The organism is Streptosporangium carneum (assembly GCF_027922005.1).
Classification (GTDB): Bacteria; Actinomycetota; Actinomycetes; order Streptosporangiales; family Streptosporangiaceae; genus Streptosporangium; species Streptosporangium carneum.
This window is the reverse complement of sequence record NZ_BSEV01000022.1, coordinates 49,430-64,400: the sequence shown is the minus strand read 5'-3', so window position 1 is coordinate 64,400 and position 14,971 is coordinate 49,430. Positions and strand designations below refer to the sequence as shown.

At 71.1% G+C, this 14,971-nt stretch carries 15 protein-coding genes and 2 pseudogenes; 10 read left to right on the top strand and 7 right to left on the bottom strand.

Features of this window, described 5'->3' with window-relative positions:
* Window positions 1-5 precede the first annotated feature (5 nt).
* From PKF00_RS33260 to pcp, 3 genes are all read left to right on the top strand, one after another.
* A complete protein-coding gene (locus PKF00_RS33260; RefSeq protein WP_271221676.1) occupies window positions 6-923 on the top strand; it encodes a hypothetical protein in 918 nt (305 codons plus the stop codon).
* 102 nt (window positions 924-1,025) lie between these two features.
* Window positions 1,026-1,403, top strand: coding sequence for a thiol-disulfide oxidoreductase DCC family protein (locus PKF00_RS33255; RefSeq protein WP_271221675.1), 378 nt, complete (start codon window positions 1,026-1,028; stop codon window positions 1,401-1,403).
* Complete coding sequence (gene pcp, locus PKF00_RS33250) at window positions 1,400-2,020, top strand: pyroglutamyl-peptidase I (protein WP_271221674.1); 621 nt, start codon at window positions 1,400-1,402, stop codon at window positions 2,018-2,020. Before PKF00_RS33255 ends, pcp begins: the two co-directional genes overlap by 4 nt.
* A gap of 118 nt (window positions 2,021-2,138) precedes the next feature.
* Here the strand turns inward: pcp and tnpA are convergent, their stop codons facing one another.
* Window positions 2,139-2,555: an IS200/IS605 family transposase gene (gene tnpA / locus PKF00_RS33245; protein ID WP_271221673.1), complete on the bottom strand. Its 417-nt coding sequence runs from the start codon at window positions 2,553-2,555 to the stop codon at window positions 2,139-2,141.
* 22 nt (window positions 2,556-2,577) lie between these two features.
* On the opposite strand from tnpA, the pseudogene PKF00_RS45250 reads away from it, so the two are divergent.
* Window positions 2,578-2,697, top strand: a pseudogene (locus PKF00_RS45250) (helix-turn-helix domain-containing protein); the annotation flags it as partial.
* Between the two features lie 19 nt (window positions 2,698-2,716).
* Window positions 2,717-3,367: pseudogene (locus PKF00_RS33240) on the top strand (RNA-guided endonuclease InsQ/TnpB family protein); the annotation flags it as partial.
* Window positions 3,368-3,404: 37 nt separating this feature from the next.
* Here PKF00_RS33240 and PKF00_RS33235 read toward each other — a convergent pair.
* The 5 genes from PKF00_RS33235 to PKF00_RS33215 form a co-directional block, all read right to left on the bottom strand.
* Window positions 3,405-4,451: a hypothetical protein gene (locus PKF00_RS33235; RefSeq protein WP_271221672.1), complete on the bottom strand. Its 1,047-nt coding sequence runs from the start codon at window positions 4,449-4,451 to the stop codon at window positions 3,405-3,407.
* Between the two features lie 152 nt (window positions 4,452-4,603).
* Window positions 4,604-6,037 carry a glutamate-cysteine ligase family protein gene (locus PKF00_RS33230; RefSeq protein ID WP_271221671.1) on the bottom strand — a complete coding sequence of 478 codons (1,434 nt, stop codon included), beginning with the start codon at window positions 6,035-6,037 and terminating at the stop codon, window positions 4,604-4,606.
* Between the two features lie 195 nt (window positions 6,038-6,232).
* Window positions 6,233-7,171 (bottom strand): MBL fold metallo-hydrolase, encoded by a 939-nt coding sequence (locus PKF00_RS33225; RefSeq protein WP_271221670.1) that lies wholly within the window; start codon window positions 7,169-7,171, stop codon window positions 6,233-6,235.
* Complete coding sequence (locus PKF00_RS33220; RefSeq protein WP_271221669.1) at window positions 7,168-7,842, bottom strand: MOSC domain-containing protein; 675 nt, start codon at window positions 7,840-7,842, stop codon at window positions 7,168-7,170. The genes PKF00_RS33225 and PKF00_RS33220 overlap by 4 nt, the downstream gene beginning before the upstream one ends.
* A gap of 213 nt (window positions 7,843-8,055) precedes the next feature.
* The gene (locus tag PKF00_RS33215) at window positions 8,056-8,955 is read right to left on the bottom strand and encodes an NmrA/HSCARG family protein (RefSeq protein ID WP_271221668.1); all 900 of its coding nucleotides are present in this window, start codon (window positions 8,953-8,955) and stop codon (window positions 8,056-8,058) included.
* A 100-nt stretch (window positions 8,956-9,055) separates the two neighbouring features.
* Between PKF00_RS33215 and PKF00_RS33210 the strand changes: the two genes are divergently transcribed.
* The 4 genes from PKF00_RS33210 (at window position 9,056) to PKF00_RS33195 (ending at window position 12,218) form a co-directional block, all read left to right on the top strand.
* On the top strand, window positions 9,056-9,658 hold the full coding sequence (locus tag PKF00_RS33210; RefSeq protein WP_271221667.1) for a TetR/AcrR family transcriptional regulator: 603 nt from the start codon (window positions 9,056-9,058) through the stop codon (window positions 9,656-9,658).
* Window positions 9,659-9,747: 89 nt separating this feature from the next.
* Complete coding sequence (locus PKF00_RS33205; protein WP_271221666.1) at window positions 9,748-10,344, top strand: gluconokinase; 597 nt, start codon at window positions 9,748-9,750, stop codon at window positions 10,342-10,344.
* Window positions 10,341-11,720 carry a GntT/GntP/DsdX family permease gene (locus tag PKF00_RS33200; RefSeq protein WP_271221665.1) on the top strand — a complete coding sequence of 460 codons (1,380 nt, stop codon included), beginning with the start codon at window positions 10,341-10,343 and terminating at the stop codon, window positions 11,718-11,720. Before PKF00_RS33205 ends, PKF00_RS33200 begins: the two co-directional genes overlap by 4 nt.
* A gap of 54 nt (window positions 11,721-11,774) precedes the next feature.
* Window positions 11,775-12,218 (top strand): pyridoxamine 5'-phosphate oxidase family protein, encoded by a 444-nt coding sequence (locus PKF00_RS33195; protein WP_271221664.1) that lies wholly within the window; start codon window positions 11,775-11,777, stop codon window positions 12,216-12,218.
* Window positions 12,219-12,266: 48 nt separating this feature from the next.
* Here the strand turns inward: PKF00_RS33195 and PKF00_RS33190 are convergent, their stop codons facing one another.
* Window positions 12,267-12,878: an FMN-dependent NADH-azoreductase gene (locus PKF00_RS33190; RefSeq protein WP_271221663.1), complete on the bottom strand. Its 612-nt coding sequence runs from the start codon at window positions 12,876-12,878 to the stop codon at window positions 12,267-12,269.
* 186 nt (window positions 12,879-13,064) lie between these two features.
* On the opposite strand from PKF00_RS33190, the gene PKF00_RS33185 reads away from it, so the two are divergent.
* Window positions 13,065-14,450, top strand: a complete 1,386-nt coding sequence (locus tag PKF00_RS33185; RefSeq protein ID WP_271221662.1) for a phenylacetate--CoA ligase family protein — start codon at window positions 13,065-13,067, stop codon at window positions 14,448-14,450.
* The last annotated feature ends 521 nt before the right edge of the window (window positions 14,451-14,971 follow it).

The following is a 14,971-nucleotide window of genomic DNA, read 5'->3' as shown; positions in this document are numbered from 1 at the left end:
AGACGGTGGCGAAGGGAGCGAACCCATTGCGGCGTGTGGCGGTCGACCCGGAAGTGCCCATGGACGTCGCCAACCTCTTCCGTCAACGCGGCCCCCTGCTGTCACGCATCCGCGCCGGGTGGAGCCCGGAGCCTCCCGCCGCCACGACGAAGGTGCCCGCCGGTGTTCTGCAGGCCTTCGCCGCGGCCTCCGGCGGCCTCCTCGTGAGCCTGCTGCTGGTGAAGATGGGACAGGTCGTCCTGTTCGTGTTCTCGCTGCTCGTCTTCGTGGTCTTCGTCGGCCTGCTCGCCGCCCGGGACGCCGATCCGCTGGAGGGCGAGTCCGCCGACCACGAGCTCTACGGACACGCCCGCTGGTACGAGGGCCGCTACCTGCTTCCTGAGGACTTCGACCAGGGCGCGGGCCAGCTGCTCGGCCGGGCCCAGCGGGCGGTCGACAGCGTGCTCGGCTCACGGGTCAACGCCATGGGCATGCTCGACGACATGCGCAACGCGGTGATGCTCCCCGCGCAGGAGTGGGAGATCGCGCGGCTGCTGGCCAAGCTGTCGGCGCTCAGGTCGGAGCACCGTGAGCTCGCGTACGGCGGAAGCACGCCCGAGGTCGCCGCCGCCCTGGCGCCGCTCGAGCGGGCGCTGGCCGGGAGCGAGGCGGCGGTGGTCGCCCGCGTCGAGGCGCTGGAGCGCTACGCGGGCCATGTGGCGGAGGCGGAGCGGGCCCTGAACGCCCACGAGCAGATCGAGGTGCTCCGTGCCAGGCTCCCCCGCTACGAGGAACTCCTGGCCGAGAGCGGCGCCGACGCGTTCGCCGTGCCGGAGCTGGACCACCTGGCGCAGGACGCGGGCAGGCTGGAGCAGGCGCTGCGCGACAGCGTCCGCTCCGCGCACGAGGCCTTCCGGCATCTCGACGGGCCGCCCTCCGGCTGATCGACGGCCCTCCCGCCCGCCTGCCACGGCGCCCGGATCTCCCGTCGATCACGGCGCCCCGCGCCACGGCCTTGATCGAATCGCCCGGGTAGTGTCTGTCCCATGACGGAACAACCGGTTCTGCTTTATGACGGTGACTGCGGCTTCTGCGCCACAAGCGTCAGGTTCGCCGAGCGCCGGATCGGTCTGCGGGCCCGTCCTGTCCCCTGGCAGTTCGCGGACCTGGAGGCGCTCGGCACCACGCGCGAGCGGGCTGATCACGAGGTGCTGTGGATCGAGCGCGGCCGGGTGCACGGCGGGGCGCAGGCGGTCGCCAAGCTGCTGATCGCCGCGGGGGCGCCGTGGAGCCTGGCCGGGTTCCCGCTGCGGGTCCCGCCGCTGCGCTGGGTGGCCCACTGGGTCTACCGGCTCGTCGCCGCCAACCGTCACCGCCTTCCCGGCGGCACCCCCACCTGCTCCCTGCCCGCGGACCGGCGATGAACGTCCTGCTCACCGGCTTCGAGCCGTTCGGCGGCGCCTCGGTCAACCCGTCGTGGGAGGCGGTCAGGCTCGTGCCGGGCGTGCGGGCCGTGCAGGTGCCGTGCGTGTTCGGCGAGGCGTTGGAGCACCTGCGGGCCGCGGTGCTCGAACACGATCCCTCGGTGATCGTCTGTGTCGGGCAGGCGGGCGGCAGAGCGGACATGACGGTCGAGCGGGTGGCCGTCAACCTGAACGACGCACGCATTCCCGACAACGCCGGACAGCAGCCGATCGACGAGCCGGTGGTGCGCGGCGGCCCCGCCGCCTACTTCGCCACCCTGCCGGTCAAGGCCTGCGTCGCGGCGGCCAGGGCGGCGGCGGTGCCCGCGAGCGTGTCGCAGAGCGCGGGGACGTTCGTCTGCAACCACCTCTTCTACGGCCTCATGCACCTGATCGCCACCGAGCTCCCCGGAGTCCGCGGCGGTTTCGTGCATGTGCCGTTCGCCCCCGAGCAGACCCTCGGCCGGAGCGAGCCGTCCATGCCCGTCGCGATGGCGGCCGCGGCGCTGACCGCGATCGTGACCGCCGCCGTCTCCGTGGCCGACGACCTGCGCCTGGTCGGCGGCTCCCTGCACTGAGACGGACCGGGGCCACAAGGCCCGGGACGCCGGGGCTACCTAAATGCGGGCCGGTGCTCCGGTCTCCAGGCCGGAAGGTGAAGGCCCGCGCGGGAGGGCCGCCAGGCCCGAGCATGCCCTAAACCGGGCGGTTCTGCTGCTCGATGTACCGGCGCAGGACACCGATCGGTGCGCCGCCCACCGATCCGGCGAAGTAAGAGCCCGACCACAGCTTGTTCGCCCGGTAGTAGTGGCGGGCCAGTTCGGGAAACTCCTGGCGCATTCGCCGGGAGGACACGCCCTTCAGCGAGTTGACGAGCCTGGACAGGGCGATCTTGGGCGGGAAGTTCACCAGCAGGTGCACGTGGTTGCTCTCGCCGTTGAACTCGGCCAGTTCGGTCTCGAAGTCGCTACATACCTCCCGCATGATCTGCTCCACACGTTCCAGATGGGTTCCAGTGAACACCGGGTGCCGATACTTGGTGACGAAAACCAAGTGGGCATGCAGAGCGAAAACACAGTGTCTACCAGTTCTGATGTCTCCATGTTCGGCCATAAGCCAACGGTAGGATCATGGTGTGCAGCTTCGGTACAACTTCCGCCTCTACCCGAGCGCCGGTCAGCGTCAAGCGCTGGCCCGCGCGTTCGGGTGCGCGCGGACGGTGTTCAACGACGGGCTGCGCCTGAGGCAGGACGCTCGCGCGCAAGGGCTTCGGCGAGGTCGGCATCGATCTGGGGCTGACGCATTTCGCGGTGCTGTCCGATGGCCAAAGGGTCGGCAATCCTCGTTTCCTGCGTCGTGCAGCCAACAAGCTCCGCAGGGCGCAGCGGTCGTTGAGTCGCAAGCAGAAGGGCTCGGCCAACAGGGGGAAAGCCGTCGTGAAGGTCGCCAAAGCGCATGCTCGGGTGGCCGACGCGCGCCGGGACCATGCCCACAAGCTCTCCACGCGACTCATCCGCGACAACCAAGCGGTGTACGTGGAGAATCTGTCGGTGTCCGGTCTGGGGCGTACACGGCTGGCCAAGGGTGTGCACGATGCCGGGTGGTCGCAGTTCACGGCCATGCTGGAGTACAAGGCCAAGCGGTATGGTCGCACCTTTGCCAGGGTGGACCGGTGGTTTCCCTCGTCGAAGCTGTGCGGGGCCTGCGGGGTGATCGCCGAGTCGATGCCCTTGAGCGTGCGGTCGTGGACCTGCCCGTGCGGGGCTGTTCACGACCGGGATGTCAACGCGGCGAAGAACATCCTGGCCGCCGGACGGGCGGACAGGTTAAACGCCTGTGGAGGGACGGTAAGACCGGGGCTTGCTCCGGCACGGCCCGGCGAAGCAGGAACCCACTCCAGGCTGCCCGCCACACCGGCGGCGTAGCGGGGGAGAATCTCCGCTCTTCAGGGCGGGGAGGACGTCAAAGGGGAACGCCGTAGACCACGCGGCGGCCCGCGAACTCGGTGACGCTCCACACCGTGTTCCTGTCGCGGACGCAGGTGAGATCCTCGGGACCCACCGGATACGGCCGCCTGGCCAGGGTCTCTCCGGCCACCAGCAGGGCGCCGTTCCTGGTGGAGCCCTCCGCCTGGCTGAGATACCAGGCACCGTTGTGGGAGAGCGCCCCCTGGATTCTCTGCTCGGGCAGGTTGTAGGCGTCCAGGGGGCGCGCGAGGCCCGCGGCGTCCGCCCGCAGGGAGCCGTCGGGGTTCAGCGGCCAGCGGGCGACCCTGCCGATCCTGCCCGGGGTGTCCACGTACTCGCCGGAGATCAGCGTGTCGGGGTCGGTGCTCCGGTCGACGGAGGCGAAGGAGAACCGGGCGCCGCGGCCGGTCGAGGCCCAGGAACCGGTCTGCGGCATCACGTAGCGGTAGCCGAAGGCGTTGTGGGCCCCGCCCTTGCGCCCGATCGTGGTCTTGCTCTCCCCGTTCACCTCGAAGATGTTCCGGGTGTCGAAGACCCGCAGACCGCGCTCGGTGTCGGCGACGTACAGCAGGCCGCCGTACCAGGCGATGCCGCCCGCGTGGATGTTGATCGGGGAGATGTCGCCACCGGGGTCCGCCACCACGAGCAGGACGTGCCGGTAGCGCAGGGCCGCCGTGTCGAGGAAGGACAGGCGCACGCCCCGCTCCGGCACGGACGCCGGCTTGAAGTACCAGCTCACCACGAAAACGCCTCCGGCGATCCCGGCGTCGGAGGCACAGGTCAGACCCTGGGGGTACCAGTCGGTGACGGCGTTGTCATCGGCGTCGAAGCAGTACCAGTCGACCGGCTTCGGCCTCATCGTGCCGAACGCCGCGGACCCGGTCGTCCCCTTCCTGGTCGCCACGCGGTTCGCCTTGGCGAGCACGGTGTCGAGGGGCACGCGCCTGAGGTGCTTGCCCAGCGCCCGGACCCCGGCCGCCAGGTCGCCGTCGTCGCGTCTCAGCTCGAACGGTTCCACCACTGTGGCCGTCATCGTGCTCATGAGGGATTCTCCTTCTCCGGTCACCGCCCTGACTGGCGGATCGAGATGTGGAGTTCATGAGTATGCCCGGAGTTAGATCCTTTTTGTGATCGTGGCCGGAGACCGCCGGCGGCCGTGCCCGGCACGGCCGCCGGGCACGGGGCCGCACGAGGTCACACGGGCCAGGTGTGCACGGGCTCGCCGGTCAGCGCCAGCTCGCGGTAGCGGGCCACCATCCGGGCCCGCGCCGCGGGGTCCCCGGCGTGCTCGCCGAGCGCCTCCCGCTGCCAGATCGCCCCCGTACGGCGCAGCGTGACGCGCTGCCTGATGACGTCCAGCGCCCACTCGATCTCGTCGGAGCGCACACCGACCCGTTCGAGTCCCGCCGCGGCGACGGGCAACAGGTCCAGGGCGAGCCGCGCCGCGGGGACCTCCTCCCGCAGGCCCGGCCAGGCGAGCGGCGCGTCCAGGCCGTGGATCGCCGCCCGGTAGAAGTTGCGGTAGGCCACGGCGAAGGGGAACTCCTCGACCGGCTCGACCGCCAGGGCGGCGGTGAGCCCCAGCAGGAAGGCGCTGTTGGCCGCCATGTCCACGGCGGTGGGCCCCGCGGGCAGCGACCGCATCTCCACCCGCAGGTGGCCGCCGCCCGCCGGGTCGTAGACCGGCCGGTTCCACTGCCACACCGTGCCCTGGTGCAGCCGCAGCTCGGCCAGCTGGGGGACCTCCCCGGCCACCGGCTCCTCCTTGGAGGTCATCGGCAGCACCGGCTCGTAGTCGCGCACGCACGCCTCGAAGATCTCCTGGGCTCCCGTCGCCCATCCGGAGCCGAAGGCGACCCGCCGGTCCCTGCGGTCGAGACGCTCCACGTCGCGGTCGTCCGCCGCCTCCTCGAACAGCGCGATCCTGGTCTCCTCCCACAGGCGTCTTCCCAGGAAACCGGGCGAGTTGCCGCTCACCGCGAGGACCGGGCCCGTGGCCAGCTGGGCGGCGTTGTAGACGCGCGCGAAGTCGGCGGGAGCCGTACGGAGGTGGATCTGCCACGAGGTGTTGGCGCTTTCCAGGACCACGCCCTCGACCTCGAGCTCCAGTTGCTCGACCCCCTCGATGCTCACCCGGAACGGTTCCGCGCGCAGCCGTCGCATGCCCCGGCTCAGCGCCCGGTAGCGGCTCTCGTCGCTGAGCGTCTCGTGGGTGAAGTCGAACTCGCTCAGGGAGGGCAGGATCCCGATCGCCACGACCTGGCCGCCCTGGGTGGCCGCCGCCGCGTCGACCATGGCCATCGCCTCGCGCGTCTCCCGCGCCAGCGCCGTGAAGGGACGCCCGGCGATCGGCAGCGGAGTCAGGTTGACCTCCAGGTTGAACCTGCCGAGCTCCGGCACGAGCCGGTCGTCGGCCGCCGCCGCCCGCACCTCGTGGTTGCGCGGCAGCGGTCTGCCGTCCGGGGTGATGAGGAACAGCTCGAGCTCGGCCCCGATCGTCGCCGGACCCGTGCCGAAGCCCGGTCTGGCGAGCAGTTCGCGGAGCTGGTCGAGCTGCTCTGCCAGCCGTTTCCCGAAGCGGATGAACTCCACCTCGGAGAATCGGTCCTTGTCGACTTGCTGGCCCATCGGCACCATCCGATCAGTCGGTCCTCCTGCCCCCTCCCCCTGTCCCGGCTGAGCGGTTCTAATCAGCCCGCCGCGCAAGTGACGGCCTGTGCGGAGGATTCGGGCTCCGGCCAGGGCGCGGGGTCCCGGTCCGAGGGGACGGCCTGCGGACGCTCAGGACGCCGCACGAGTCGCCGAGCCCGGCGGGGGCGCCGGTCAGGCCAGGCAGGTCAGGGGCTTCCCTCCGTTGAAGTCGATCATTTCGAGGATCGCGGCGGCCAGGTCGATCGGCTCCCCCGGCGGCAGGCCGTCCAGCTCGGCGTAGGCCCGGTGCAGGTTGCCGACGATGCGCTCGGGGTCGAGCAGCCCGCCGTACTCGCCGAGGTCGGTCTCGCGCGCGGTCTCCAGCGGCGAGAGCCCGGCCGCCCTGCCCCGCTCGGCGGTCGCCATCACGAACCTCAGGTATCCCCGCACGTGGTCGATGACCTCGGGGCCGCAGACCCCGCCGTGCCCGGGGACCACCGTCTCGGCGTTCAGCTCCCCGAGCCGGTCGAGCACCTCGAGCGAGCCGAGGACGGAGCCCATCATCACGAACGGCGTGCCGCCGTTGAACACCAGGTCTCCGGCGAACAGCAGCGACCGCTCCGGGATCCACACGATGGAGTCGTTGGTCGTGTGCGCGGGGACGCCGACGTGCCGGACCTCGCAGCGCAGTTCGTCGGAGTGGACGGTCACCCCGTCGGTGTAGGTGAGGAACGGCGGGCAGGCCTGGAGGTCTCCCCACTCGACCTCGGTCCAGGCCGTCGTGCGGTAGTCGGGGATTCCCTCAGCGAGGATCATCGCGCGGGTCCGCTCGTGACCGACGATCGTCGCCTCGGGGAAGACGAAGTTGCCGAAGGTGTGGTCGCCGTGGTGGTGGGTGTTGATCAGCGTCGTGACCGGCCGGTCGGTGACCGACCTGATCGCCTCGCGGTAGGCCAGGGTGCGGCGCTCGGTCGCGCAGGCGTCCACGCTGATCACCCCGCGCCTGCCGACGAGGAAGCCGGTGTTGTTGATCCACCAGCTCCCGTCGGGCTGGATGTAGGCGTAGACGCCCTCCGCGACCTCTTCGACCCGGGCGGGGGGCAGGGAATGGTCGTGCCGTGATGAGCTCATGGCTGAGATTGTGAGGGCGGATTGAGGCGCTTGCGAACCTTCTCCGTGAACAGGGGGTTGAGCGCGTCGCCGGCGGCGAGCACCCGGGGCAGCAGCTCCGCCTCGGTCGTCAGCGCGCGGAACAAGAACTCGACCGTCACCTCGTGGTCGGGGCGGAAGACGACCTCGACGCCGTCGCCCGCCTCGATCTCCCCCGGCTCGACGACCCTGAGGTAGGGGCCGGGCCGCGCGGCCTGGGTGAACCGCCTCACCCAGCCCTTCTCGCCGAGCCAGCCCGCGAAGGTGCGGCACGGGATGCGCGCGGAGGTGACCTCGAGCACCAGGCCCGTCCCGATCCGCCAGCGTTCGCCGACCAGCGCGCCGTTGACGTCGAGGCCCGAGGTGGTGAGGTTCTCCCCGAAGACCCCGTTGGGCAGCGCGCGCCCCAGCTCCCCCTCCCACCGGTCGAGGTCCTCGCGCGCGAAGGCGTAGACCGCCTGGTGGTCGCCGCCGTGGTCGCGCAGTTCGCCGATCGCGTCCCCCGCCAGACCGCTGCCCGCGACGCCCATCGGTCCCGGAGCGGCCACGGCCACCCGCCCCTTCACGGGGCGCTTGTCGATTCCCGTGAAGTCCGCCGAGGTGTAGTCGGCGGAGTGGGGACGTGCGAGGTTGACGGAGAGAAGCTGAGCCATGCCAGGCAGCCTACAAAGCAGGCCAGAACCCACGAAACCGAGTTCCTTCCGCTCAGGCCCGAGGAGGTCCGCCGCGAGTGCCGCCCTGAGTTGGCCGAGGCCCTGACCGCCCCGGTCCCCGCCCTGGACCGGGAGCGGACCGGGGCGGGGGGCCGGACACGGGGATCAGCGTGACGCGGCGGGAACGGCGGAGCCCCCGAGGGCGCGGCGGGATCATCCCGCGGCCCGAGCCGGCGAGGAGCCGTCGAGGAGTCTCTCGATGCGTGCCGCGCCGCCGCGCTCCAGCCACGTGCGGAAGTCCGTCAGCCCGGGGTGGCGCAGACGCAGCGCCGGGATGTCGGCCCGCCAGAGGCCGCGCTCGTCGGCGAAGGCTTCGGCCGCCTTCTCCGGCAGCCCGAGGCTCTCCGCGGGGAGCCGCCGGTAGGTCACCTCGCGTCCGACGGCGCGTCCGATCATGACGGCGATCTCGGCCGAGGTCAACGAGTCGCCCGCGAGCTCGAGCGCCTCCCCCACGTACTCCTCGGGACGCCCGAACGCCAGAGCCGCGAAGACGCCGATGTCGGCGAGGGCGATGAGCTGGACGGGGGCGTCCGGCGGGAAGAGATGGATCAGGACCCCGTCGAGGATGCCCCCGAGCGGCAGGCCGGGAACGGTGTGATTCTCCATGAACCGGACAGGGCGCAGGATCGTCGCGGGCAGGCCGATCTCACGGATGTGCTGCTCGATCCTCCGTTTGGACTCCCAGTAGGGAACGCCGGTGTCCCGGTCGGCGCCGCCGACGGAGGTGAACACGAGGTGGCCGACGTCCGCCTCCGCGGCGGCGATGGCCAGCGTGAGACCGCGGCGGACCTCCTCCGCGGGGTCCTCGCTGTCCGGAGTGACCCCGAAGACGCCGTACGCCCCCTCGACCGCCCTGGCGATCGAGGCGGGGTCGTCGAGGTCGCCGGGAACCGGCTCCGCCCCGGAGGCCGCCAGCGCGCGGGCCGCGGGGGAGTTCGGGTCGCGGACGAGGGCGCGCACCCGCCAGCCGTCGGCGAGGAGACGTCTCGCGGTCACGCCGCCCTGGTTCCCCGTCGCACCCGTCACGAGGACGGTCCTGCCGCTGTCGTCCATGGTCTGCCTCTCCGGAGGGTCGCGGCAGCCGGGACGGATAAAATGAGGCTGCCTCGAGAAATATATTGAGGCAGCCTCGACTTAGCAAGGAGGAATGCGGATGAGCCCGGCAGAAGCTCCCCGCCGCATGCGCGCCGACGCGCGCCGCAACTACGAACGACTGCTCGCCGAGGCCGAGGCGGTCTTCGCCGAACAGGGCACGGAGGCGTCGCTCGAACTCGTCGCCCGGCGCGCGGGCGTCGCGATCGGCACGCTGTACGGCCACTTCCCCACCCGGCACGCGCTGCTGGAGGCCCTGATGCGCGGCCACGTCGAGGCGCTGGAGACCGGGGCCCGCGAGCTCCTCGACCATCCGTCGCCACAGGAGGCGCTGACCGTCTGGGCGCGTGCGGCGATGCGGCGCACAGCCTCCTACCAGGGCCTGGCGGCCTCGCTGATGAGCGGTTTCGAGACCGAGGAGTCGGCGCTGCACTCGGCCTGCCGGTCGGTCGTCTCCGCGGGCGGGCTGCTGCTTGAGCGCGCCCGGCGGGCGGGGGCCGTGCGAGCCGACGTCAGCGCCTCCGACCTCTTCGCGCTGATCAGCGCCCTGGCCTGGACGAGTGAGCAGGTGCCGCAGGACCAGGCGGAGCGACTGCTGTCCTTCACGCTCGACGGCCTGCGCCCGGTCACGGACCGTCACGTTACTGGGCCGCACGGAGGGTAATTCCTCACACGGAAGGCGACGACGTCGCGTGCCGTCCGTGTGAGGACACCTGTGAACCCGTGCGAGCTCCGACCGAAAGACCAGACCTGATGGACGTGAACGATCCCCCCTCCCCCGCTCCGGTGCTCGTCGTCATGGGGGTGACGGGGGTGGGCAAGACCACCGTCGGCCGCGCCCTGAGCCGCAGGCTCGACGTGCCGTTCGCCGACGCCGACGACTTCCACAGCCAGGCCAACATCGACAAGATGTCGGCGGGCGTCCCCCTCGACGACGCCGACAGGCTGCCGTGGCTGCGCGCGATCGGAGCCTGGCTGGCCGAGCGCGCCGGCACGGGCTGCGTGGTGAGCTGCTCGGCGCTCAGGCGCGCCTACCGCGACATCCTGCGGGAGTCGGCCCCGACCGCGTGCTTCGTCCACCTGCACGGCGACGCCGAGGTCATCAGAAGGCGGGTGACGGGCAGGGCGGGACACTTCATGCCGGAGTCCCTCATCGCCTCGCAACTGGAGACCCTGGAACCCCTGGAGCCGGACGAGCGCGGCGTCGTGCTGGACATGGGCAGGCCCGTCGACGAGCTCGTGGAGGCCTACCTCGCCGCGACGCGCTCCCCGGCCCCCTCCTCCGGCGGCGCGGGCCGCCAGGGCGGAGAGGGGACGCCGGGCTCGGGAAGGGCCGGGAGGGCGACATGAGCGCCTCCACCGGGATCGCGCTCGCCGGGCAGGCGGCGGTCTCAGGCGGCAGGCTCGTCCCCGCCGCGCTCGTCGGCATCGCCCTGATCGTCGTGACGATCACCCGGTTCAGACTGCACCCCGCCCTCGCCCTGATCCTCGGCTCGCTCGCCGTCGCGGCCGTCGCCGGGCTGCCGATGGCCGACGCCGTCGACGGGTTCACCGAGGGGTTCGGCAGCACCGCGGCCGGGGTGGGCGTCCTGATCGCGCTCGGCGCGATGTTCGGCAAGCTGCTGGCCGACTCCGGCGGCGCGGACGAGATCGTCGACACGATCGTCGGCAGGTCGGGACCCCGCACGCTGCCCTGGGCGATGGCCGCCGTCGGCGCGCTGATCGGCCTGCCCATGTTCTTCGAGATCGGGCTTGTCCTGCTGATGCCGGTGATCTTCCTGGTCGCGCGCCGTTCCGGTCTCTCCCTGATCCGTGTCGGCATCCCGACGCTGGCGGGGCTGTCGGTCATGCACGGGTTCGTGCCGCCGCACCCGGGACCGCTGGTGGCCATCGACGCCCTCAAGGCCGACCTCGGCCTCACCCTCGGCCTCGGCGTGCTCGTCGCCGTCCCGACCGTGATCGTCGCCGGCCCGCTGTTCTCCAGGTTCGCCGCCCGCTGGGTCGACGTCCCGGCCCCCGAGCTGTTCGACACCCGTCCCAGGACCGAGGGCGAGCGGCGTCCCACGTTCGGCGTCACCCTGGCCACGGTGCTGCTTCCCGTGGCGCTGATGATGGGCAAGGCCCTGGCCGACATCCTCGCCGCCGAGGGGAACGCCGCCCGCGTCGTCATGGACTTCCTCGGCACTCCGCTGGTCGCCCTGCTCATCGCCGTCATCGTGGCGATGTTCACCCTCGGCGGCGGATCGGGGATGGGCCTCAAGGCCGTCGCGAAGTCCGTCGAGCAGTCCCTGCCGCCGATCGCGGGCATCCTGCTCATCGTGGCCGCGGGCGGCGGCTTCAAGCAGACCCTGGTCGACACCGGGATCGGCAAGCTCGTCGCCGACTGGGTGCAGAACAGCGGCCTGTCCGTGCTGTTGCTGGCCTGGCTGGTCGCGGTGCTCATCCGCCTGGCCACCGGGTCCGCGACCGTGGCCACCGTCACCGCCTCCGGGATCCTGGCCCCGCTGGTCACCTCCATGAGCACCGGCGAGACCTCCCTGCTGGTGCTGGCGATCGGCGCGGGCTCGCTGTTCTTCTCGCACGTCAACGACGCGGGCTTCTGGCTCGTCAAGGAGTACTTCGGGCTGAGCGTCGGACAGAACATCAAGACCTGGTCGCTGATGGAGACGGTCATCTCGGTCGTCGGCCTGCTGCTCGTCCTGCTGCTGAATCCCTTCCTGTCCTAGGGTGTCCGCTGTGTCTGCCGTGTCTGTCCGGGGCCGCCGGGTTATGGTCGGGCGGTGACCGATCTCACGGACCTCACCCAGCTGGTCGCCGGGGACCACGGCCTGTCCGTCGTCTCCACCCTGCGTCCCGACGGGACCATCCGCTCCTCGGTGGTCAACGCCGGCGTGCTCGACCACCCTGTCACCGGGCGGCCCGTGGTCGCCTTCGTCGTCAGGGGCGACGCCCGCAAGCTGTCCGACCTGCGGGCCAGGCCGTACGCCGGGGTCGTCCTGCGCGTGGGCTGGCGGTGGGCCTCCGCGGACGGCCCGGTCGAGCTGGCGGGGCCCGGCGACCCGCTGCCCGGAGTCGACGCGGAGGGGCTGCGGCTGCTGCTGCGGGCCGTCTTCAGCGCGGCGGGCGGGACTCACGACGACTGGGCGACCTATGACCGCGTCATGGCGGAGGAGGGACGCACGGTCGTCCTGCTGACGCCGGAACGGCTGGCGGGCAACCCCTGACCTCTCGGGGCGTCCCGTTCGGGGACTCCCCTCCCGGGGCGGTCCGTCTCAGAACGTCTCGGCGATCTCGCGGGCGCGCGCCTCGGCCTTCTTTCGCTCGAGGTCCGCGTCCCCGGTCAGCGTGGGGTGGTAACGGACGTCCTGGACGTCGGTGATCCCCGTCCAGCGCAGCCAGTCCCCGAAGAACGACGAGTGGAAGTCCGAGCCGAACTCGGGACCGAGGGCCGGGCCCCAGACGGCGCTGGTGTAGACGACAGCGGCCCGCTTGCCCCTGAGCAGGTGGGTGTAGCCCGTCTCCGGATGGACGCCGAAGATCAGTCCGGGCTGGCTGACGACGTCGATGAACTGCTTGAGGACGTACGGCACGCCCGCGTTCCACATGGGGACGCCGAACAGGTAGCGGTCGTAGGCGTCGAAGCGTTCGAACATCCTGACCACGGAGGCCCACGGCTCCCCCTGGGGGGTCGCACCGCCGAAGAGCGCCATCTTCGCCGCGACCGCCTCGGGGCCGAACGCCGGGAGCGTGCCGTCCCACAGATCGAAATGGTCGATCTCGGCGTCGGGGTGGCTGCGGCGGTAGGCGTCGAGGAAGGTCTCGGCGATGCCCAGCGAGGCCGACTCGGCCCCCCTCGGGGAGGCGGAGATGTGCAGGAGCTTCATGATTCCTCCAACGTAAACGGACCGAGGTCCTCTTGTAGGCGAAAAGATACGGACTACAGTCCGCTTCGTCAAGGGCGAGGGAAGACGGCAGACCGCGAGCCCCACGGACGCGCAGACCGCCCGGCGTCGCGGGACTCGGCGCGCGGAGAGATCCCGGCCCGGTGCGCGACGCCGTACAGTCGGCTGATGGATCCTCGTGACCACGCGGTCGAGCTGTTTCATCGGGTGGCGGCGTCGGTGCCCGCCTACGACGCGTTCCTCAGAAGCCACGGCGTCACCGCCAGCCAGGTCCGGACATTTGACGATTTCACGCGACTACCGCTGACCACCAAGGACACCTACACCCGCCGCTACCCCCTGCCGGAGCTGTGCCGGGACGGCGTGGTCGGAGACATGATCGCGGTGTCGTCGGGGTCGACGGGGACGCCGTCGTTCTGGCCGCGCTCGGCCTCGGACGAGCTGGTGATCGCCGAGCGGTTCGAGGAGGTCTTCAGGGACTCCTTCCGCGCGGCGGAGCGGCGGACGCTGGCCGTCGTCTGCTTCGCGCTCGGCACCTGGGTCGGCGGCCTGTTCACCCTCGCCTGCTGCCGCCACCTCGCCGCCAGGGGATACCCGATCACCTCCGTCGCCCCGGGCAGCGACAAGCGCGAGATCCTCCGCGTGATCCCCGAACTCGCCCCGCACTTCGACCAGGTCGTGCTGCTCGGCTATCCGCCGTTCCTCAAGGACGTCATCGACGCCGGAACCGCCCAGGGCCTCCCGTGGGCCGACTACTCGATCAAACTGGTCACCGCGGGCGAGGTGTTCAGCGAGCAGTGGCGCACCCTGGTCGCCGAACGCGCCGGAATGACCGACCCCGCACTCGACACCGCCTCCCTGTACGGCACGGCCGACGCCGGGGTGCTCGGCAACGAGACCCCGCTGTCGATCCGCATCCGCCGTTTCCTGGCCGAGAACCCCGAGATCGCCAGGGAGCTGTTCGGCGAGTCACGGCTGCCGACCCTCGTCCAGTACGACCCGCGGGTGCGCTTCTTCGAGGAGCACGAGGGCACCCTGCTGTTCTCCGGCGACAACGGCATCCCGCTCGTGCGCTACCACATCGCCGACGAGGGCGGCCTGATCCCCCACGACCGGATGCTCGCCTTCCTGGCAGAGCACGGCTTCCGCCCCACCGGGCAGGGCCCCGAGCTGCCGTTCGCCTACGTCTTCGGCCGCAGTCACTTCACGGTCTCCTACTACGGAGCCAACGTCTATCCCGAGAACGTCTCGGTCGGCCTGGAACAGCCCGAGGTCAGCGCCCTGGTGACGGGCAAGTTCGTGCTGGAGGTCGCCGAGGACGACCGGCGCGACCGGCAGCTGACCGTGACGGTCGAGCTGGCTCCGGGAGTGCGCGGCTCCGAGGAGGCGGCGCGGAGCGTGGGCGAGTCGATCCTGACCCAGTTGCTCCGCCTCAACAGCGAGTTCGCCGCCTATGTGCCCGCGGCGCGGCGGCTCCCGCTCATCCGTCTCCGCGAGGCGGGCGACCCCGAGTACTTCCCGCCGGGCGCCAAGCACCGCTACACGCGAGGATGACCCACCGCCGTCCGGCGGCCTCGGCACGGCCGGACGGCCGAAGGGCGGCCGGACGGCTTCGCGCGCGCCTTCCGAAGGTCACCGGCGGTGACCTTCAAAAGAAATCAATCAAGGTCGGGTAAAAATCACACTGGACAGGCAACCGCCACAAGGACGGCTTCGCAGAACCGAGCACCGCATACCATCCGAAGAAGCGCCGAGCGGCCGGGGAACAAGATTAGGATCATTAGCCGGTTAATGTTTCGACAAAATAATCCCCGGGAGTTCTTCGTCTCACCGGAGCGCGAGGTGATCGAACGGGCGCTCCTTCCGTCCCAGGTCCAGGGCGGAGCGGGCCACACCGGCCCTGCCGGGCGAACCTTCACGACCGTGCCGCCGCTCGCGCCCGACGGCTTCCGGTGTGAGTGTCGACGTACACTCAAGAACACGCAAAAATACAGTTATGCTGCTATGTAGCCGAAAAGGCTGAAGCGTCTACCGAGTCGGGGCAACTCCAGAACGAGGATGAACGCCTGCCACTT

Excerpts from the sequence above, each read along its gene's own strand:
- PKF00_RS33200 (WP_271221665.1), top strand. The coding sequence starts at position 10,341 with ATGAGCGCCTCCACCGGGATCGCGCTCGCCGGGCAGGCGGCGGTCTCA.
- PKF00_RS33215 (WP_271221668.1), bottom strand. The coding sequence starts at position 8,955 with ATGGACGACAGCGGCAGGACCGTCCTCGTGACGGGTGCGACGGGGAAC.
- PKF00_RS33225 (WP_271221670.1), bottom strand. The coding sequence starts at position 7,171 with ATGAGCTCATCACGGCACGACCATTCCCTGCCCCCCGCCCGGGTCGAA.
- PKF00_RS33205 (WP_271221666.1), top strand. The coding sequence starts at position 9,748 with ATGGACGTGAACGATCCCCCCTCCCCCGCTCCGGTGCTCGTCGTCATG.
- PKF00_RS33255 (WP_271221675.1), top strand. The coding sequence starts at position 1,026 with ATGACGGAACAACCGGTTCTGCTTTATGACGGTGACTGCGGCTTCTGC.
- PKF00_RS33210 (WP_271221667.1), top strand. The coding sequence starts at position 9,056 with ATGAGCCCGGCAGAAGCTCCCCGCCGCATGCGCGCCGACGCGCGCCGC.
- PKF00_RS33185 (WP_271221662.1), top strand. The coding sequence starts at position 13,065 with ATGGATCCTCGTGACCACGCGGTCGAGCTGTTTCATCGGGTGGCGGCG.
- tnpA (WP_271221673.1), bottom strand. The coding sequence starts at position 2,555 with ATGGCCGAACATGGAGACATCAGAACTGGTAGACACTGTGTTTTCGCT.
- PKF00_RS33235 (WP_271221672.1), bottom strand. The coding sequence starts at position 4,451 with ATGAGCACGATGACGGCCACAGTGGTGGAACCGTTCGAGCTGAGACGC.
- PKF00_RS33220 (WP_271221669.1), bottom strand. The coding sequence starts at position 7,842 with ATGGCTCAGCTTCTCTCCGTCAACCTCGCACGTCCCCACTCCGCCGAC.
- PKF00_RS33230 (WP_271221671.1), bottom strand. The coding sequence starts at position 6,037 with ATGGGCCAGCAAGTCGACAAGGACCGATTCTCCGAGGTGGAGTTCATC.
- PKF00_RS33190 (WP_271221663.1), bottom strand. The coding sequence starts at position 12,878 with ATGAAGCTCCTGCACATCTCCGCCTCCCCGAGGGGGGCCGAGTCGGCC.
- pcp (WP_271221674.1), top strand. The coding sequence starts at position 1,400 with ATGAACGTCCTGCTCACCGGCTTCGAGCCGTTCGGCGGCGCCTCGGTC.